Annotated in this window: 14 protein-coding genes, 2 tRNA genes and 2 pseudogenes; 11 read left to right on the top strand and 7 right to left on the bottom strand. The window is 65.4% G+C overall.

From position 1 onward, the window contains the following. The first annotated feature begins 1377 nt into the window (after positions 1-1377). From ASG51_RS08600 to ASG51_RS08590, 4 genes and pseudogenes are all read left to right on the top strand, one after another. Positions 1378-1833, top strand: a complete 456-nt coding sequence (locus tag ASG51_RS08600; protein ID WP_056380254.1) for a S24 family peptidase — start codon at positions 1378-1380, stop codon at positions 1831-1833. Continuing rightward, positions 1830-1976 (top strand): annotated as a pseudogene (locus tag ASG51_RS24005) (Y-family DNA polymerase); the annotation flags it as partial. The gene ASG51_RS08600 and the pseudogene ASG51_RS24005, both read left to right, overlap by 4 nt. A gap of 236 nt (positions 1977-2212) precedes the next feature. Further along, positions 2213-3529 (top strand): hypothetical protein, encoded by a 1317-nt coding sequence (locus ASG51_RS08595; RefSeq protein WP_056380253.1) that lies wholly within the window; start codon positions 2213-2215, stop codon positions 3527-3529. Positions 3530-3544: 15 nt separating this feature from the next. After that, entirely contained in the window at positions 3545-3814 is a 270-nt protein-coding gene (locus tag ASG51_RS08590; protein WP_056380251.1) for a hypothetical protein, read from the top strand. A gap of 474 nt (positions 3815-4288) precedes the next feature. On the opposite strand, the gene ASG51_RS08585 is transcribed toward ASG51_RS08590, so the two are convergent. Then, positions 4289-4363: transfer RNA gene (locus ASG51_RS08585), tRNA-Gly, on the bottom strand. 262 nt (positions 4364-4625) lie between these two features. On the opposite strand from ASG51_RS08585, the gene ASG51_RS08580 reads away from it, so the two are divergent. The 6 genes from ASG51_RS08580 to ASG51_RS08560 all read left to right on the top strand — a co-directional run bounded on the left by ASG51_RS08580 (position 4626) and on the right by ASG51_RS08560 (position 8948). Continuing rightward, the gene (locus ASG51_RS08580; protein WP_056380266.1) at positions 4626-5267 is read left to right on the top strand and encodes a Maf-like protein; all 642 of its coding nucleotides are present in this window, start codon (positions 4626-4628) and stop codon (positions 5265-5267) included. Beyond that, complete coding sequence (gene yacG, locus ASG51_RS23290; protein WP_082513935.1) at positions 5264-5488, top strand: DNA gyrase inhibitor YacG; 225 nt, start codon at positions 5264-5266, stop codon at positions 5486-5488. The genes ASG51_RS08580 and yacG overlap by 4 nt, the downstream gene beginning before the upstream one ends. 120 nt (positions 5489-5608) lie before the next feature. Continuing rightward, a tRNA-Phe gene (locus ASG51_RS08575) sits at positions 5609-5684 on the top strand. A gap of 291 nt (positions 5685-5975) precedes the next feature. Further along, positions 5976-6344 (top strand): DUF4440 domain-containing protein, encoded by a 369-nt coding sequence (locus ASG51_RS08570; protein ID WP_056380249.1) that lies wholly within the window; start codon positions 5976-5978, stop codon positions 6342-6344. A 618-nt stretch (positions 6345-6962) separates the two neighbouring features. Further along, complete coding sequence (locus ASG51_RS08565) at positions 6963-7811, top strand: transporter (RefSeq protein ID WP_056217902.1); 849 nt, start codon at positions 6963-6965, stop codon at positions 7809-7811. A gap of 132 nt (positions 7812-7943) precedes the next feature. Next, entirely contained in the window at positions 7944-8948 is a 1005-nt protein-coding gene (locus ASG51_RS08560) for an SDR family oxidoreductase (protein WP_056217905.1), read from the top strand. A gap of 21 nt (positions 8949-8969) precedes the next feature. Here the strand turns inward: ASG51_RS08560 and ASG51_RS08555 are convergent, their stop codons facing one another. The 6 genes and pseudogenes from ASG51_RS08555 to ASG51_RS08530 form a co-directional block, all read right to left on the bottom strand. After that, positions 8970-9866 carry a 3'-5' exonuclease gene (locus ASG51_RS08555; protein ID WP_056380247.1) on the bottom strand — a complete coding sequence of 299 codons (897 nt, stop codon included), beginning with the start codon at positions 9864-9866 and terminating at the stop codon, positions 8970-8972. 183 nt (positions 9867-10049) lie between these two features. Then, positions 10050-10313, bottom strand: a complete 264-nt coding sequence (locus ASG51_RS08550) for a hypothetical protein (RefSeq protein WP_156389636.1) — start codon at positions 10311-10313, stop codon at positions 10050-10052. A gap of 162 nt (positions 10314-10475) precedes the next feature. Beyond that, entirely contained in the window at positions 10476-11675 is a 1200-nt protein-coding gene (locus ASG51_RS08545) for an MFS transporter (protein ID WP_056275905.1), read from the bottom strand. A 194-nt stretch (positions 11676-11869) separates the two neighbouring features. Next, positions 11870-13027: a Gfo/Idh/MocA family oxidoreductase gene (locus ASG51_RS08540; RefSeq protein ID WP_056275894.1), complete on the bottom strand. Its 1158-nt coding sequence runs from the start codon at positions 13025-13027 to the stop codon at positions 11870-11872. Between the two features lie 944 nt (positions 13028-13971). Continuing rightward, entirely contained in the window at positions 13972-16644 is a 2673-nt protein-coding gene (locus tag ASG51_RS08535) for an MHYT domain-containing protein (RefSeq protein WP_056380243.1), read from the bottom strand. 253 nt (positions 16645-16897) lie between these two features. After that, positions 16898-17632, bottom strand: a pseudogene (locus ASG51_RS08530) (IS5 family transposase). Positions 17633-17907: 275 nt separating this feature from the next. On the opposite strand from ASG51_RS08530, the gene ASG51_RS08525 reads away from it, so the two are divergent. After that, positions 17908-18465, top strand: coding sequence for a metallophosphoesterase family protein (locus tag ASG51_RS08525; protein ID WP_056380240.1), 558 nt, complete (start codon positions 17908-17910; stop codon positions 18463-18465). Positions 18466-18610: the final 145 nt, after the last annotated feature.

Genomic DNA, 18610 nt, shown 5'->3' with positions numbered 1-18610 from the left:
AGGCTTGCGCATCGAAGTCCGATCGCAGCGGCACCGGAGCAGCCATCGCATCCTCCTCAGGCTCCAAACCCAGGAATGAATCACGACCGAGATGCCGACGCTACCCCGCGTGAGTCCTGCTCAGCGAGGCTTGGTATTAGTCTCTTTGCTTACTGGTGATGGTAGATTGAGCAAAGTTAGGTCGAGGAGAAACATGCGCTTAGTATTTATCCCGATTTTTGCATTTAAGATTGTTAGCTCGCTATCAGATGAAGCATTGATAACTAAAAATAGGAGTGTGCCAATTATCGCACCTGTAAGTGCATGAAATATGATGCTTAAGTACGTCTTATTGCCGTGAATTATTTTTGCGTACTGTTTGATCGCTTCGCCGAACATATCCTAGCAGTCTCCAGAAATCGGGCGCACCATTAATACAAAATTTTCGCTAGTAAGACTTTGTCAACACATATCTACACGAGGGGTACGCAAGATCCGGACCGTAGATATAAGTAAAATATTGACCTTTCTTTCGTAAGAAGATGAGACATACAGTATAGACTCAAGTTTGCGATTCAGTGATGCAATGTAATGATCAAAGCCGTGCGGGTTAAATCGTTTATCTTTAACGATGGGGCCGGCCACCCGAGCGTAGAGCGCCACCAGGCCCCGCACATCATCCGGGCTCACGTTTGTGCGCTCGTCCCCGAAGTTGGTGCGGAGGCTTTCCCACCAGGTGGCGGGGGCGTCGAACGGCTCCCCGCGTCGGGCCGCGAGCCAGGCAAGGACGTGATCCACCCGGTAGTTCAGGGGGCGGCCGGCGGCACGGCGGAACCACGCCTCTGAAAGGGGAGCCGGTGTGATGCCGCGATTGCGCCAGGTGCCCCACAGGCCCTTGTCGATCCCGAGGGCGCGGGTGACGGTGGAGGTGGAGGTGGAGGTGGAGACCGGCGACCATGCGTTTAGCCCTGGAAAAACCGCCTCAGAGGCCGGTGGCAGCGCACCGAGTGTGGTCCGAGGGAAGTTGATAGTAGCGCCCTCAGAAATCGCAGATCGCAGTACATTTTAGTTTCTCCTGACAATTTACGATGCTCAAAGAGGGGCCAGGAAGCCACTTTGGCTTCCTGGCCCCTCCACCTGGTGAGAGACCGCAGACGCCAGGATCTTTTCTGGCGGTACTGCGATCAGCGATGTGCGATTGGCTTTAGGCCATCGCCGCCTCCTCCGCCGCGTCTTCCACGGCCTTGCGGATGCTTGCGTGCCGGATGTCCGAGATATTGCCGCCGGTGGGGATGAGGCGGCGGAGGAGCTCGGCCTTCAGCTCCTCCCGGCTCGCGGTGGACCAGCGGGGGGTGGCACGGATATCCGGGACGGCGCGATCAGCTCGGGCGTTGGCCGATGAAGCTGCTTCAGATCGCGGAGCTGCCGTCACACAGCGCCAGCACGGTCCGCATCCCGATCCAGGGGGCGGCCCTATGCGCCGGCTTTCCGTCGCCGGCCGACGACTTCCTCGAGGGCTCGCTTGAGCTCCCCCGCTGGCTTGCGCCCAACCCCCCGGCAACCTTCGCCTGGAACATCTCCGGCGATAGCATGCGCGGAGCCGGCATCTTCGACCGGGATCTGGCAGTCGCCGATCGCAGCCTGAAGCCCAGCAACGGCAGCGTGGTCGTGGCGATCGTGGACGGCACCATGAGCCTGAAGCGGCTCGTCATCGAGGGCAACGTCGCGCGCCTCGCCTTCGACAATCCGGACCTGCCGGCCTTCGCCGTCGAGGATCTGATCGAGGGCGAGATCTGGGGCGTGGTCCGCTTCTCGATCCGCTGGCACGTCGCCCGCGCCGGGCTGGTGCGATGAGCCGGGCTATCGCACTGATCGACGGCAACAGCTTCTACTGCTCCTGCGAGCGGGTCTTCGACCCGAAGCTCGCCCGGGTGCCGGTGATCGTGCTGTCCAACAATGACGGCTCCGCCATCGCGCGCACGGCCGGGGCGCGGTCGTGCCGGCCCGGGCGGGGCTGACGGAGAAGCGGACCTGGTCGACGAAGTTCGAGATGCGCAGCCCGCGCTACACGACACAGGTGACGGAGCTGCCGACGGCGCACGCTTGATCGAGCCTCGTTAGACCGAGGCTCAGGATCGCTTTCGGTCGAGCTTGCGTTACCGTCAGTCGAAACGGGCATGCCGCGCCTACATGCTGCTGCCGATACCAGAGCTTGTGAGAGGAACTTCGATACATGGGAACGATAGCGGCAACGCTGGCGACGATCGCCGCATCCACCTACTCCGACACCCTCGCCGGACTTCCCGCAGGGTTCTCGCCCCTCTCGGCCAACGGGCTCACGAACGGCACCTTCGCCAGTCAAAATGCCTACGGCGCCGCAGTCACGGGCACCTTCGGCAACCAGTCCGTCGTGGTCCTCAGCTTTCGCGGCAGCGACGATCGGCAGGACTGGCTGAACAACCTGCGCAACATCAATGCCGACTACGACAAGCTCGCGCCGCTCGTCTCGGCCGTCGACACTTACGCCGCGCAGCACGATGCGACGGTGGTCGTCACCGGACATAGCCTCGGTGGCGCGCTCACGCAGGTCTTCATGGCCAACCACCCGGACACCGGCGACGTCCTCTACCAAGCCGCCACCTTCGGATCGCCCGGCGCCCTGATCTCCGCGACGCCTGACGACCGCATCGTCAACTACGAGATCGCGGACGATCCGGTGCCGTACCTGGGATCCTACAGAGCTCAGATCGGCCAGACCGCGAGTTCCGATCCGATCTACGCCGGCACGGTATCAGTGTCGCTGTCCACAGCCATCGGTGATGGCGTTACGCCCCAGGATATCGCAGCCTCGATCCCGAGCCTGACGAGCAACTACGTCAATCGCGGCACGATCGATTACCTCCCCGGCACCGATGGAACGGAGACGACCCTGACGCCGTCGCAATTCCTCGACACGGGGAAATTCGTCGATACGTTCCTCCGGTACGGCACGGAGCACGACGTTTCCCTCTACGCGGCGCGCAGCGCTAGTTCGGCCGTGGTCGATCCAGTGATCCGCAGCTCCGGGATGGCCGTGGATCAGCCGGATCCGGTCTTCCGCTTTTTCGATACCAAGACCGGCGACCACTTCTACACCACCAGTTCGGCGGAAAAGGCGCAGATCCAGGCGACGATCCCGAACTTCAACTACGAGGGGTCGCCCTGGTCGACCCCGGACGAAAGCGCGAACACGCACGATGTCTTCCGCTTCTTCGACACGAACACAGGCACGCATTTCTATACGGATAGCGTGAACGAGCGCGACGGCATCATCGCGAACAACGCCAACTACAAATTCGAGGGCGTCGCGTTCGAAGCCTACAACGCGGCCGACGGTGCCGGCCACCTGACGCTAGAGCGCTTCTTCAATACGCAGACGGGGCAGCATCACTTTGCCGGCAACGCCGAAGAAGCTGCGAGCCTGAAGCAGGGCCTCCAGGGCCCGGGCTGGGTCGACGAGGGCAAAGCCTTCACGGTGCACGTGCCGACGGACGGCATGTTGCACGCCTGAGGTTTACCTCTGTCTGTGGCTTCGGTCGTTGATCGGAGCCACACCCTGGCTCTCCTTCGTCATCTGCGCTGGCGTATCCAGCACGATGAGATCACGGACGCGGCAGTGCTCGGGCGGGCTGCGGACCTGGCGGTCTTCCTCGGGCTCGACTTCCCGCTGGTGGATCCGCAGCGAAGTTCGGTCGGGTCAATCGTTCGCGCCATCTCCCAGGCTGGCGAACTGGTCGTAAGCGTGGCCATCGTCTTCGGCGGGATGATGCTCGTCGGCCTCGCGACGCTCCTATGAGCAAACGGAGTGGGTCCGTGCCAGCATGCCGACCCTCGGTAAGCGCGTGCGCCTCTACCGAGGATCGGCCCAATCGAGCTCATCCGGCCAATGGATAGCGCGAGTTCCATCAGCGCCAGCACCACGAGCCAGGTTCGCAGCCCCAATCACAAGGGAGAGGATGCCGCGGTCGACGGTGATGAACAGGCGGCCTTCCGGCAAGGCTGAGCGGGCCAACAGGAGCGCTGCACCAGTCCAAGCCTTCGCATCAAGGAGGATCGCGAAGCGGGCTTTCGTGTCCGGAGATTGCTTTCCAGTGCAGGCAAACCCCACCTCGGCAAAGAGTGCGCGGTCTGGACCGGATGCGTCCGCGACGCGCTCATGAAGGCTGCAGAGGAGGGCTGGATCTCTCACTCTGAGCGCCGGTCTCAAGCCGCTATGTGGGACGCTTGTGTGAGACGCTACCACCAATCGCGGCTAAGTTACTGAAAAGATTGGAGCGGGCGATCGGGATCGAACCGACGACATTCAGCTTGGGAAGCTGACGTTCTACCACTGAACTACGCCCGCACGACGCGGAGGGGAGGCCGCGACGGTAGCCGCCAGGGCCACGAGCGGGACCATATCAGACCTACATCCGTTGTCCACGGGTCGGCGGCGCCAGGGACACCCAGGCGTACGTTCACAAGGCTAGGGGTTTCCGCTAGGTTCCGACTACCTTCCCGGCTTGGCCGCCCGCGCGCCCGTCGCGGCGTAGCATCGGCCGAACGTTCTCCATACGTCCCCCATACAGGATGCCAACCCTGCGCATGACGGCCAGCACGTGACGACGATCGACGAAACTCCAGGCCCGAGCCGGAGCGCCCGACTTATTCTAGCGTCGGCCTCACCCCGGCGCCTCGCACTCCTGCAGCAGGTCGGCATCGACCCCGATGCCCTACTGGCATCCGATATCGATGAGACGCCACGCAAATCGGAGACGCCGCGCGAGCTCGCCCGACGCCTTGCGCGCGAAAAACTCGCGGCCGCCGGGGCTGCAGCGCGGCGGCGGGATGACATGCGCGAGGCCTTCCTCGTCGCGGCGGATACGGTCGTGGCAGTGGGGCGTCGGGTGCTCCCCAAGGCCGAGCTGCCGGGTGAGGCGGCCGATTGCCTGCGGCTGCTCTCCGGGCGCCAGCACCGGGTCTACACGGCCGTCTGCCTCCTCACGCCCCAAGATGTCCGGCGTGAGCGGGTGGTCGAGACCCGGGTGCGCTTCAAGCGCCTGTCCTCCCGCGACATCGAGGCCTACCTCGCTTCCGACGAGTGGCGCGGCAAGGCCGGAGGCTACGCTATTCAGGGTCTGGCCGGGGCCTTCGTGGTCAAGCTCGTGGGATCGTACAGCGCGGTGGTCGGGTTGCCGCTCTACGAAACAGTCAGTCTCCTGGATGGGGAGGGCTTTCCAGTCCGCAGTGCCTGGGGAGGTCCCGCATGAGCGATCCGAACCCTGGCCGCAGACGCTCTGGACCCACGCAGCTCGACCCGTGTCCGATCTGCAAGAAGGCGTCCGAGCCTGCCTACGTTCCGTTCTGCTCCGCCCGCTGCGCCGATATCGACCTCGGCCGTTGGCTTACTGACCGCTACGCCATCCCCACTGCAGAGGATGAGGACGAGGACGCCGATGGCGTCGAGCCGCGCCCGGACCAGACCGCCTGAAGATCGTCGCTCCGGCGCGAAAAGCGCCCGTCAAAATCTCTTCCAATCGAGGCTGGACAGGCTGCAATCCACCCCCTATACCCCCGCTCCAGCCGGTGCCGCTTACGCGAACCGGCTGAGGCCCAGGTAGCTCAGTTGGTAGAGCATGCGACTGAAAATCGCAGTGTCGGCGGTTCGATTCCGTCCCTGGGCACCATTGCTTCTTGACTACTAACGGACGCCCATTCTTTCGGTATCAACCATCGCACTGCGGTGGATGGCTGGGTCTGAGTGGCTCTGTCAGGCCGGTCGAGCCTGCTGCCCCGGCCGTATAGAGACTGTGTCTCCTCGGACTGACCATCGGTCACAATGTGCTGTCATCCTGGCTCCCGGTGCTTTCGACCCGGCCCATGGCTCCTCCGACGCGGGTCCCGCCGCGTCGGAGGAGGGAACGAACCGCGCACAAGGGGCGTCATCCTTCGACTTTGTTGAAGTTGAGGAGACTGCCATGGACGATGATCGCGTTTGGTCGTTCGAGAAGAGCTTATGGACTGGCGACGCGAACCATTACCGCGAACTGGTCGACGACGAGTGTCTCATGGTCTTGCCGACGCCGCCCTTCGTGCTCAGCGGCGCACAAGCGATCGAGGCGGTTGCCGCGACCCCACGCTGGTCGGGCATTGAGATCACGGAAGGCCAGATCTCGCGTCCCCAGGAGGGTCTCATCATCATCGCCTATCATGCCAAGGCATCGCGCGACGACGAGTCGTACGAAGCCAATTGTACGTCGACCTATCGCCGAATCTCCCATGAAGTCTGGCAGGTCGTCCAACACCAGCAGACGCCGCCCCTCGCCATTCCCGCAGTTGACGGCTGACCGTCACACACAACGGCCCGCCGCCTCTGCCTGGGGCGGGTCGTTGGACCGGATGCGATGAGGCTGCACGGGGCATCCTGCCGATGTACGATGCCCCGTCGACCGCCTTCAGCCGGCGCCATACCCGCCTTCCTTATTCGTCGGGTGCCGGCCTGGGCGAGTGGTCGTCGTAACCGCCCGTCTCCGGCCCCCGATTACGGGACGGCTCGACACTGCCGGGTGAGGTCGGGCCGGCCTCGGCGGCATCGTTGCTGGTCCGCGGTTCGACGAGCGACTTGGCCCTAGGCGGGATGGCGCGGGTATCCGTTTCTGCCTTGTCCGAAGTCATGCTTCCCTCTCAGGTTCGTGCTTCATACGGGGAAGAGACCGCCGAGGATCGGGTTCCGTCTACTTTGAGCGCGGCGCAATTTCGGCTCCGATGAGGTAAGCCATGGACGCCGCGGCGATGGTCGCTGTCGGGCGACGGCGGCGGGTGTTGCGCGACGGCGACGGCACCACTGCAACTGTGCGCCGCACGTATAGGAGGACACCATCCTCGCGATCGGCATGTCATGAACCGCAGCCGATAACAGGCTGGTTTGGACCATGGACATGAAGACAGCTGGGTTTCGCCGGACAATGCAGGGCGCGCCGATTGCCGTCCTCCTGGCCCTCGCGTTGGGCAGCCCTTCCGCGAGGGCCGGTTCGGCGGCACAGCCGGGGCAGACGGTGGGGCAACCGCCGGGTGCGCCGTTGCCGGTGGGCCTCTATTTCATCAACACGTCGAGTTTTGGCTCGCGCGATCTCGCTCCACGCTCCACCGACTCGAACATCAACCTGCCGTCGTTCATCTGGGCGACCCCGGCGGAGGTCGTCGGAGGACGACTGCAATTCGTCGTCCTGCAACCGATCGTGGCGTCGAGCACCCGGGGGGCTGCCTACCAGAGCGGGTTCGGCCAGACGCTGCTGGCCGCGCAGGTGGCCTGGAAACTCGGGCACGACGTGAACTTCAGCTACCTCCTCGGCGCTTATCTCCCGAGCGACACGGAGATCGTCATCCAGAACCCGGTCCTGCATCAGCGCTTCGCCATCACCTACAACGGCGACGGCTGGAATCTGACGGGCAACTTCCTCTATGGCACCTTCTTCGACACGCGCTCGTCCAGCGGGACCTTTTACCCGGACTTCCTCAATCTCGACCTCACGGCCACGAAACATTTCGACCGGTGGGAGGTCGGGCCGGTCGCTTTCGGATCGACCGATCTCCCGACGCACGATCCGAGCTACGCACGTCAGGGCCAAGTCGCGGTGGGCGCGCTCGTCGGCTACAATTTCGGCCCCGTGAACCTTCAGGCCTACGTCACGCGCGACATCGTTCAGCGCAACTATGCAGGCCTCGAGACCCGTGGGTGGCTGCGCGCCACGGTGCCGATTTACCAAGACAAGGACCTGCCGGAGGGATCACGTCCCATCCTACGCAAGTTCTAGGACGAGCCCAGCGCAGGCTACGCCGGCCTGCGCGAAATGCACGCAAGCTGGCCTCCTTCGCGCAACAGCCGGCTGCTTCGTGCGTATGTTCCTCAGCCGGCGGATCGCTGGGTTTGATGAGGAGGCGGGTGCATGAGACACAAGGCCCTGCGGGATCAGGTTATCGTCATCACCGGGGCCTCTAGCGGCATCGGATTGACGACCGCGCGAATGGCCGCCCAGCGGGGCGCCCGAGTCGTGTTGGCGGCCCGCAGCACCGATGTCCTCGCGCGCGTGGTCAGCGAGATCGAGGCCGAGGGCGGTCACGCCGTCGCCGTGACGGCGGATGTCGGTCGGCGCGACGACGTGCAGGCGATCGCCGACGAGGCGCGGGCGAGCTTTGGTGGTTTCGACACCTGGGTCAACGTTGCCGGGCTGACCGTCTACGGCCCATTGAGCGCGATCGACTACGCCGATCATGAGCGCCTGATCCAAACCAATCTCTGGGGTACGGTGAACGGCTCCCTCGTCGCGGTCGAGCACCTGCGCCGGCACGGCGGAGCCCTGATCAATGTCGGAAGCGTCGCCTCTGACCTCGCCTTCCCGTTCCAGGGCCTCTACGCAACCTCCAAGCATGCCGTGAAGGGATTCACCGACACTCTACGCATGGAGTTGATCGCCGAGGGCGCGCCAGTCTCGGTCACCCTGGTCAAGCCTACCTCCATCGACACGCCCTTGCCGAACCGGGCGCGCAATTACATGGACCGGGAGCCGACGCTGCCCCCGCCGATCTATCCGCCGTCCGAGGTCGCCAACGCCATCCTCCACGCGGCCGTACATCCGCAGCGGGACATCTTCGTGGGCGGGGCCGGCAAAATGTTCGTCATGGGCAAGGAGTTCGTGCCCGGCGCCTACGACGAACTCGCGCCCGCCATCATTGCCCTGCAGAAGCGTTCCGAGACGCCCCGGAACCCGACCGGTGCCCTGCACGCCCCGGTTCAGGCCGGCGCAGAGCGTGGCGACTCGCCGATTTACGTGATGCGCACCAGCGCCTACACGCGCGCCACACTCCATCCACTGACCACCCTGTCGATCGCCGCCGGTCTCGCGACGGCGACAGCCCTGGTTCTCGGGCGGCGTGCCAAGCGTCCGTTGTGAGGCGGTCGACCTCAGACTGACTCAGATTTCCGGATTGGTTCGGACGGAAAATCGATCCCGGGCGGTGATCCGGTCCGCCACGAAGTCGTGGATCTCGCGCTGGAAGATCTCTTGGCAGAGAAAGGCGCGCTCGAGGTCGAGACGCTCCTCCTCGATGTCGATGTACCAGCAGCGTCGCCGCCCGCTCCAGCGGTAGCTTCGTCCCTTCAGGACGTCTTTCGTGGCGATGGGAGAGCCCGTGGCCCAGACGCGCACCGTCGGCTTACGCGCGGTCTCGAGCAGGCAGGCGAGAGCCAAACGCCCAGAGGCCTTCAGAGGCGCCGCGAGGAGTGCCAGCAGCGCGTGACAATCGTCGATGGCGCGGTGGCCCTTGTGGAAGTACCCGTGATCGATGAGCAGGTAGCCGAGCTTCAGCCCCTCGTGGCCCTCCGCGCGCCAGGGCACCTGATGGCAGGAGCAGGCCCAGTTCTTCTCGGCGAAGACTGGCCAGCGGGTCTCGCACATCTGGCGGTCGAAGCTGGCGTTGTGGGCGATCACCACGGCGGCGTCGGCCGCCATCGCCATCACAGCCTCGTCGTCGATGCACTGCCCAGCCACATCGGCGTCACCGATTCCGGTCAGGCGGGTGATCTCGGGCGGGATGGGCCGGCCGGGGTCGTGGAGTTGATTGAGCGTGTCGAGTACGCGGTAGACCCGCCCGCTCGCGCCGTACTCGAACTTGATCATGCCGAGTTCGATTACCGTGTCGTGGGTGTGATCGATCCCGGTGGTTTCCGTGTCGACGATCAGGCCGACGAAGGTCGGTTCAGTCGGCCGCGCGTCGGCATCCGCGAAGGGCCTGAACTGCCGGAGGACGCGGTACGCGCCCGTCGTCTCAAGGGCGTCTGCGATCACGTCGAGGGCGTGCGTCGGTGCCACGTTGTCCAGGTCCAGCAGGCCTCCGATCGCGCGAACCCGTACCGGGGCGATCCGGGGCGGAGCTTATGCGCCGATCGGCGCGGTCTGGTAGTCCGTGTCGGCTCAGTATCCCCAGAAGACTGCCAGTGCTGCGGCGCAGGGTCGTCCCGCCGTCGAGCATCGGCATGCCGTGGATTCGATCCGCTAGCGTCCGGGCTTGTCGAGCCCAAGGTGCTCATGCGCTTCGGCCGGCGTCATGCACCGAATGGTATCCTCCGAAAATCCAAGGGCCCGGAGATCGGCTCTCTGACGATTGGTGATCATCAAGGAAACCGCAGGTGACGCCATGGAAACCTTTTCATCGGCCGACGGCGCTGCCTCCGTCGCTCTGGCAACATGCTCGCGGAAGACTGCATCCGCCGCGTCGCGATCGAGAAATCTCAGCAGATCGTCCTCGCCTCCCACCATCGTCCGGTCCCTCATGCTGCATGTCGAAAGGCAGCGTCTGCTATCATGTCCCGTCGCTCGCCGTCGCCCCGAACCCATGGAGAACCAGCGTAATACGGGCTCGCACACGGGGCCGACCGCCGCGACGTCGCGATCCCGCAAGGAACGCAGGCTTCGCTGCTTTCACGGCCTGTCGATGGCAAGCCGGTGTTCGACGCGTTGCTCCATGAGGAACGACGCCGCCCAGATCGCCAGACCGCCCAAGGCCAGGGCGACGCCAACCCAGCCGGTGGAGGGGAGGCCGAACCCCGCCGTGAGCGCGAACCCTGCGAGCCAGGGTCCGAGAGCGTTGGCGACGTTGAAGGCGGAGTGGTTCAGAGCGGCTGCAAGCGTCTGTGCATCCTCGGCGACATCCATCAGGCGGGTCTGCAGGATCGTGGCGAGTCCGCCACCGCAGCCGATGAGAAAGACGACCGGCCCGAGAGTCCAGAGGCTCCCGGTGGCGTAGGGATAGAGAGCGAGTGCGCAGGCGCTCCAGACCAGGGTCGCGCCGGCCGAGAGCATCAGCGCTCGATCGGCCGCCCAGGCACAGACGAGATTCCCGAGGGTGAGGCCCAGGCCGAACAGGGCAAGCACCGGCGGGATGGCGCTCGGCGATGCGTGGGTGACCTCCAGCATCGTCGAAGCCAGATAGGTGTAGACGGAGAACAGCCCGCCGAAGCCGATGGCACCGGTGGCGAGGGTCAGCCAGACCTGACCGCGCCGCAGAGCCCCAAGCTCCTGCAGGGCGCTGGCCCCCCGGGCCGGTGCGCCGAGAGGGGCGTGAATCCGAACCAGGATCGCGGTCACCGTGGCGAGGAGGGTCACCAGACCGAAGCTCCAGCGCCAGCCGACGAGTTGGCCGATGCCGTTGGCCAGCGGCACCCCAACCACCGTCGCGATGGTCAGGCCCGCGATGACCCGCGAAACCGCCTGCGAGCGCCGCTCGCGCGGGACAAGCGAGGCGGCGACCAGGGCTGCCACCCCGAAATAGGCGCCGTGCGGCAGTCCGGCGAGGAAACGGAAGGCCAGCATCCAAGAGTAGCTCGGAGCTAGCGCCGACAATCCGTTACCGAGAGCGAACAGAACCATCAAGGTGACGAGGAGGGTCCGCCGTGCGACGCGAGCCGCCAGCACGGCGATGATGGGAGCGCCCACCACGACGCCAAGGGCGTAGGCGCTGATGACATGGCCCGCCGTGGCGGCATCGATCCCAAGATCGGGGGCGAAGGCGGGCAGTAGGCTCATGGCGGCGAATTCGGTGGTGCCGATCGCGAAGCCCCCGGTCGCCAGCGCGACGAGAATAAGGTTCGGATGCGACGCAGGCGCCGGCAGGCCGGGCATGCGATCCGCCGCGGCCGCGGCTTCCAGAGGAGTTGTCTGTCGGAGATCGACGACGCTCATCGCTGGCTTCCGCCGGTCAGCGCCGCTTCTAGGCCGGGCGTGCCGGTCCGGCCTTGAATCGGGGCCCACTCGGGCCTCGTAGATGCGATCATGGTTCTAGGGTCCGGTACGGGGGGGGCGAGAACGAGCTGCGATCAGTTCTTCGGCACCTTCTCCTTCCCTTTGCCAGGGTTCGACGTGTTGACGAGTTCGGGCGATGCCTTGGCGCGGAGCGTCTGGCGCTGGGCGTCGGTGTCGATCCGCCTGCTCCGGTCGAACGGATCGAGGTGGACGGATTCGCCGGTCCTCAGCGCCTTGGCGATGCCTTCCAGGACCCGCACGTCGGCATAGCCCTCCTCGCCGTCGCATTCGGGGTGGCGGTCGTTCAGGATGCAGTCGGAGAAGTAGCGCAGTTCACCACCGAAATGGTCTGTGTTCTTAAAACTCTCGTGGGTCTTACTTCCACCGATGGTAACGGTGCGTTCGAGAGACTTGCCGTACATGTAGCCGGGGTTTACCTCGACGCTCCCCTTCGTACCCACCACCGTGTAGGTGTCGAGCGTATTGCCCACATAGGATAGGACGAACTGCGCCAAGCGGTTGCCCGGGAAGCGTAAGGTCACGGCGACCGTGTCGTCGAAATCGCCGAGACCTGCCTCAGGGTGGCGTACGCCGACGGCGGAGACCACTTCGGTCGGCTCCGACCCGAAAACGTAGCGGGCGGCGTTCACTGGGTAAGGACCCATGTCGAAGATGGGTCCGGCCTCAATGCCACTGCGAGCCCGGTGGTTCTCAGGCGAGACCATCTGGGTGAAGGTCGAGGCGAAGGTCAGCAGGTCGCCGAGCTTGCCAGAGCGGATCAGGTCGATGGTCGCGAGGGTTGCGGGCTCGAAATGCAGCCGGTAGGCCACCATCAGCTTCGCCGGCGAGCCCTTCGCGACGTCGAGGATCTCGCGGCACTTCGCTGTCGAGATTTCCAGGGGCTTTTCCACCAAGACATGGATGCCGGCTTTCAGGGCGGGGATCGCGAACTCCGCGTGGCGCCAGTTCGGGGTGGCGATATAGAGCGCGTCGATTTTGCCCGAGTCGACGAGTTCGCCGAATTGCTCGTAGCCATAGGAATTTGTGACGCCATACTGCTTGCCGACACCCCGCGCCTTTTCCGGATCCCCGGTGACGAAAGCCACCACTTCGGAGTTTCCGGTGTGTGCCACACCCGGCAGCATCGCCTCCTGGGTGATGTCGCCGAGGGCGACGAAAGCGTAGCGAACCTTTCGAACCGAGGTGAGGCCGAGGGCAGATGCGAGGCTCATGCGAATCTCCGGGTGCGAAGGGGGGAAGCATGTCAGGAGTCGCGATCATGGCCGGGGGCCTCGCCGCGGTTTCGAAAGGCGTGTCCCGACAACTGTGCGCTGCAGCGGATGTTGCATAGCGATGCAGCCAGACGCGCAGGGATGCCTTGCGCTCCGCGCAGGTGCCGTTAGGGGCGTTCGACAGATGCTCAGGACGCGTCCGCCAACGGAGGGACAGTGGGTCATGCTCGTCTTGGTCGAGGATGGAGGGGGTGCTCGCCTCGGCCGTGGACCTGCTGTCGGACAATCAGGTTGACGCCATGCTCGGTGCGCTCTCGGTGAATACCCCCGAAGCCGTGACGCGCTTCGGCGTTCCCAATCGTGATCGATGAACGCCTCGGTCACCAATCGCTGGGTCCGCACGGTGGTGGCCGAACGACCATGGGGCCAGCGACACGATCGCGCAGCATCTGTACGAGCAGGGCGCCTGTCGCTTCGGCTACATCGCGGGCTGGCTGGGAACGCTTGCCCAGGAGCGCCGTGAGGCCGCCTTCCGACAAGGCCTCGCTGAACTCGGCATCACGGACTGCGCCCGGGCGCAGGGAGACCACCACCACGGCGGCGGGTCCGCGGCGGTGAGGGCACTCTATGCCTTCGCCATCGGGCCGGATGGCCTGTGCTGCCAGAACGATCTGGCGGCAATGAGCGCCATCGACGCGTTGAGGGTCGAAATTCTGTCTACGCTGTCCAGAGGGCGTGCTGGGCGCCGGTTACGACCACATCGCGGGGTCAGCCCGGCCTCCTTATCGCCTGACCACGGTCGACGTGGGCCTCGAGCGTGTCGTGCCCAGGCCTTCGCGCAGGTCGAGGCGGAGGATGGCGGTCCGCCCGAAGTTCTGGTGAAGCCGGACCTCGTCCCGCGCCAGCGCGCGCAGTTGACCGGGTGGACGCTGCCTTCTTGCTGGTCAACCGCTCTGCCGGCTGCCTCCCAAGGTTTCGACGGGCGACATCTCCGCAGGCTGTCCGAGCCGTGCGATTTCGGCGGCCAACTCCTGCAGGCTGGCATCCCCCTTCCGTACGACGCGATCGACGCCGGTGAGTTCGTTACGCTCGGCCGGAGAGATATCCCGGGCGCTGAGCACCACCACCGGGATGTCGCTGCAGTCGGTGAGAGCACGCAGCCGTAGGAGGAACGAGAAGCCGTCCATGACCGGCATGGTGAGGTCGAGTAGGATCACGGCGGGGCGCGTCTCGTGAACCCGCGCCAGGGCCTCGACCCCGTCGCCGGCTTCACGCACCGACCAGCCGTCGCGCTCCAGCACATGGCGCAGGCGCTCGCGCATTCCCGCATCGTCGTCCACCACCAGCACCCCGCCGCCCACAGGGCCGAGCCGGCTGAGTACCGCTTTCAGGCGTCCCCAATCGACCGGTTTGGGCAGCGCATCGGCTGCTCCCAGCGACTCGCTAAGCGCCGCATCGGACACGAAGCTGACCATCACCACCGGTATGTCGCGGGTCGCCGCATCGGCCTTCAGGGTTGCCAGGACGGTCCAGCCGTCGACCTCTGGCATCATCACGTCGAGCAGGATGACCCGGGGCGACAGGGTGCGCGCCAAGTCGAGGCCGGCCCGGCCGTCGCCGGCCGTTCGCACCGAGAACCCCTGCCGGACCAGGAAGCGCGCCATGAGGTCCCGCTGGCTCGCCTCATCGTCGACGACGAGCACGAGGCCCCGGTTGCCCCCGGCCCCGTGCTCGGACCGCTCATCGGGCTCAGAAATGTCAGAAACCGCGACGGCGGGGAGAACGGCCGGCACGGTCAGGGTGAAAGTCGTCCCTCGCCCCTCGGCACTCTCCAACACGACATCCCCGCCCATCAGGCCGGCGAACGCCTTGGTCAAGGCCAAGCCAAGGCCGGTTCCACCGTACTTGCGCGTTGTTGTCTCGTCCGCCTGGGCGAAGCGCTGGAACAGCCCCGCCACCTGCTCGGGCGACATGCCAATGCCGGTATCGGCGACGGCAAAGCTCAGCCAATCTTCCGTCGCCGTTGTGTGGCGCCGGACTCGGAGGGTGACGGTCCCCTCCTCGGTGAACTTGCCGGCGTTGCCGATCAGATTGAACAAGCACTGGCGCAGCTTCACCGCGTCGGTGCGCGCCTCGCCGAGGTCCGATGCGAGGTCGACAACGAGGCGGTTGCCCTTCTTGGCCACCAGTGCCTCGACGGTCGCGGCGGCGTCACGCGCGAACGCCTCAACGATGATGTCCTCGGCATACACGTCCATCTTTTCGGCCTCGACCTTCGATAGGTCGAGCACGTCGTTGATCAGACCGAGCAGGTGTTGAGCATTCGTGCGGATCTTGCCGAGATCGGCAAGAAAGCTGTCTTGCCTGAGGTCTTCCGCCTCCTCCTCGAGCATCTCGGCATAGCCGATGACTGCGGAGAGCGGGGTTCGCAGTTCGTGGCTCATGTTGGCGAGGAAGCGGCTCTTCGCCCGGCTCGCTTCCTCAGCTGCGTCGCGCGCCTCCCGCAGCGCCGCTTCGTAGGCATGCCGCTCGGTGACGTCCACATGGACGCCAACCCATTCCCGGATCGCACCGTCGAGGTCGTGTACCGGCACGGCGCGCACCGCATAATGGCGCCAGCCGCCGTCCGGGTGACGCACGCGCTGATCGACGACGTAGGGCGTGCCTGTTCGGACCGCCAATTCCCAGACGAGGCGGGCATTCTCCGCGTCGTCGGGGTGCAAGACGCGCGTCCACCCGCCGCCACGATATTCCACGAAGGGTTGCCCGGTGATCTGCTCCCAGCCGGGCTGCTCCTCCATGAATTCGCCCGCCGCGTTGGTATTCCACATGACGCCGTGGACCGCCCTGACGGCGGAGCGGAACCGCGCCTCACTGACGTGCAGGCGTCGTTGAACCCGTCCCTGTTCGAGGGAGCCCGCCATCATTGCGAGAAACAGGATAACGAAAGTCACGCCCGCTACGGCCAGGGCGAGGTTCTGCGGGCCGGCCGCCGGCATCGCCCGCTGCGCCGCGGGGGCGCCGCCCGCCGTAAGGGTGAAACTGGCCGCTGCCATGCCGGTGTAGTGCATGCCGGCCACGGCGAGCCCCATGATGCAGGCGGCGATCAGCTTCTGCCAGAGACGGTTGCGGCGGAAGGCGAGCCATAGAGCGGCGGTCGCCGCCGAGACCGCGATGGCGACCGAGGCGGCCACCATGGCCGGATCGTAGACCGTGTTGCCCGGGACCCGCATCGCTGACATGCCGGCATAGTGCATGGCGGCAACGCCGAGGCCCATCAGAGGCCCAGCGACGAGGAGCGACTGGAGCGAAGTTCCTCGGATCGCGACCCAGCCGAAGGCCGCCGCTGTGGCGGTCACGGCAACGAGCAGCGACAGGGCCGTGATGCTTAGATCATAGGTGGCGGGAGCGCCCATCTCGAAGGCGAGCATGCCGACGAAGTGCATCGCCCAGATCCCGCCCCCCATCGCGAGGGAGGCGGCGCCGACCCAGACCCAGCGCAGGCCGGCCGTCGCGCCGCGGATCCGCGCGGCGAGGTCGAGCGCCGTGTAAGAAGCGAAGACCGCGATGGCGATCGAGAGCGCCACAAGGGCGGGGTCGTAGCCGGTATGAACCATGGAATTGCCCGTACGGTGCTGGCCGCCTCCGTCCGAGGACCCGGTGACCCTGAGGACGACGCGGCCATCAGGGAGGCAACAGGCGCTGTCTGTAGACCATGCCCAGCTCACTCACTGCTTCACGAAGCCGTGCGGCGACTGCCGGCATGGGAGACAACCCACGTTCGTTCCAGCGGTCCGGCCCGGCCAAGTCCGCTGAACCCGGCGGAGACGGGGCGCGCGTCCGCCTCAGAGCCTGTTTGAGATCATGATTTCAGGCGGGATTCTTGAGGGCGTTGGCGGCCATGAGGCTAGCGACGCAGGCGAGGCGACCCTTTGCGACGTCGAGGCGACCAGCGCGCTCACGGTGTCGGCCGCCCCAGTGACTGAGCCAGCCGAAGGTCCTTTCTACGACCCAGCGTCGCTCCAGCACGACGAAGCCCTTCTGGTCCGGCTGCGTTTAGACCACGCGATGGCGCATGCCTCGAAGGTTGCACCATTTTTGCAGCGCTCGGCCTATGAAGGCACCGTCAAGGAGAGCCGGACGCAGGCTGGGCCACGCCTGCTTGTCCGCACCCAGCGCCGGCAGGGTGTCGCGATCCTGCACGTTGGCCGGCACGACGGCCAGCGCCAGGACGTGCCCTTCGGCATCCACCAGGGCCACGCGTTTGCGCCCGACCAGCTTCTTGGCGCCATCGTAGCCGCGCGGCCCGCGTACCCCGATGCACTTGACTGTCTGCGTGTCGATGATCGCCAGCCGTGGATCGGGCCGACGTCCGCAACGCCGCCGCTGACGGCGCGCCAGAGCCGGCATCAGGCTCTCGAACAGTCCCTTCTCGATCCAGCGCCGGAACCAGCCGTAGACCGTGCGCCAGGGCGGAAAGCCGGCCGGCAACGTCCGCCATCCTCCGCCCGTTCGCAGGTACCATGCGATCCCCGCCAGCAATTGACGCGCCGCCGTCGCTTCTGGACGGCCCGGCGGATCGGCTCGAATCAGGAAACGGGCCACCTCGTCCAATCCCGCTTGCAAGATCAGACAGATGGGGGCGGCCGGCGGAGGGGCTCAAACAGGCTCTGAGTAGGGCTGCGTCGGGGAAATGGATGCCAACGAGCCAGGGTTCCTGCGCGTGGCAGCGCGCTGAACGGCCGACCCCGTGAAGATTGTCGTCTCGATACAAGCGACATTGCGCCAGCTTGAACGCCAAAGAGGTCGCACAACCTCGTTGCGTGGCAGAGCGCCGGCTCTTTCATTCCTCTTTGAAGCGCAACTAGTCCTCAGGATGCATGACAACCTACTTCACGGCCGACACGCATTTCGGTGACGCATCTCTGGTTCAGCGTCGACGTCAGATTTTCGGGTCCGTGGAGGTCCACGACGAGGCCCTGATCGCCCGCTGGAATACGGTCGTCGGAGTGGCCGACGAGGTCTGGCACCTCGGTGACTTCGCCGCTGATGCCAGCCGCGCGCATTGTGCCGCTGTCTTTGCTCGCCTGAATGGCATCAAGCGCTTGGTGCGAGGCAATCATGATACGAACCGGGTGCTCGAACTGCCCTGGAGCGAGCCACCGGTGGAAAGCGCCCGTATCACCGTAGAGAATTCCAAAGGCTTCGCTTTGCGGCTCTTTCTCTCGCATTACCCGCACCGGTCCTGGCCGGGCTTCTGGCGGGAGACCCGGCACCTGTATGGACATACGCATGCCTGCCTGCCGGATACGACCCGTTCCTGTGATGTCGGCGCTGATGCCTGCGATTACCGCCCAGTCGACCTGACAACGCTCATCGCGCGTCTGGACGCGGCGCTGCAGGCTCCCGAGGAAATGGCGGCGCGCGGCCTACGCTGAGCCTTTCCGACGATCCGACGCCCCCGAGATGGCTCGGCGTTCGCCGACTTTCCGCGGCGCTGCGGATTCTACGCTCGCATCTCCTACGTGGCGTGACCTCGATCCTTCACCCCCGAAATGCGCCCTCCATGCGCTGGGGTTGGTC

Origin of the sequence: Methylobacterium sp. Leaf465, from assembly GCF_001424705.1 — a bacterium.
Lineage (GTDB): Bacteria > Pseudomonadota > Alphaproteobacteria > Rhizobiales > Beijerinckiaceae > Methylobacterium.
This window is presented reverse-complemented; position numbering and strand designations above follow the sequence as displayed.

Bases quoted from the DNA above. Each gene is read 5' to 3' on its own strand.
- ASG51_RS08570 (WP_056380249.1), top strand. From the start codon at position 5,976: ATGGACGATGATCGCGTTTGGTCGTTCGAGAAGAGCTTATGGACTGGC.
- ASG51_RS08595 (WP_056380253.1), top strand. From the start codon at position 2,213: ATGGGAACGATAGCGGCAACGCTGGCGACGATCGCCGCATCCACCTAC.
- ASG51_RS08545 (WP_056275905.1), bottom strand. From the start codon at position 11,675: ATGCCCGGCCTGCCGGCGCCTGCGTCGCATCCGAACCTTATTCTCGTC.
- ASG51_RS08525 (WP_056380240.1), top strand. From the start codon at position 17,908: ATGACAACCTACTTCACGGCCGACACGCATTTCGGTGACGCATCTCTG.
- ASG51_RS08540 (WP_056275894.1), bottom strand. From the start codon at position 13,027: ATGAGCCTCGCATCTGCCCTCGGCCTCACCTCGGTTCGAAAGGTTCGC.
- ASG51_RS08535 (WP_056380243.1), bottom strand. From the start codon at position 16,644: ATGGTTCATACCGGCTACGACCCCGCCCTTGTGGCGCTCTCGATCGCC.
- yacG (WP_082513935.1), top strand. From the start codon at position 5,264: ATGAGCGATCCGAACCCTGGCCGCAGACGCTCTGGACCCACGCAGCTC.
- ASG51_RS08560 (WP_056217905.1), top strand. From the start codon at position 7,944: ATGAGACACAAGGCCCTGCGGGATCAGGTTATCGTCATCACCGGGGCC.
- ASG51_RS08550 (WP_156389636.1), bottom strand. From the start codon at position 10,313: ATGGTGGGAGGCGAGGACGATCTGCTGAGATTTCTCGATCGCGACGCG.
- ASG51_RS08600 (WP_056380254.1), top strand. From the start codon at position 1,378: ATGAAGCTGCTTCAGATCGCGGAGCTGCCGTCACACAGCGCCAGCACG.
- ASG51_RS08565 (WP_056217902.1), top strand. From the start codon at position 6,963: ATGCAGGGCGCGCCGATTGCCGTCCTCCTGGCCCTCGCGTTGGGCAGC.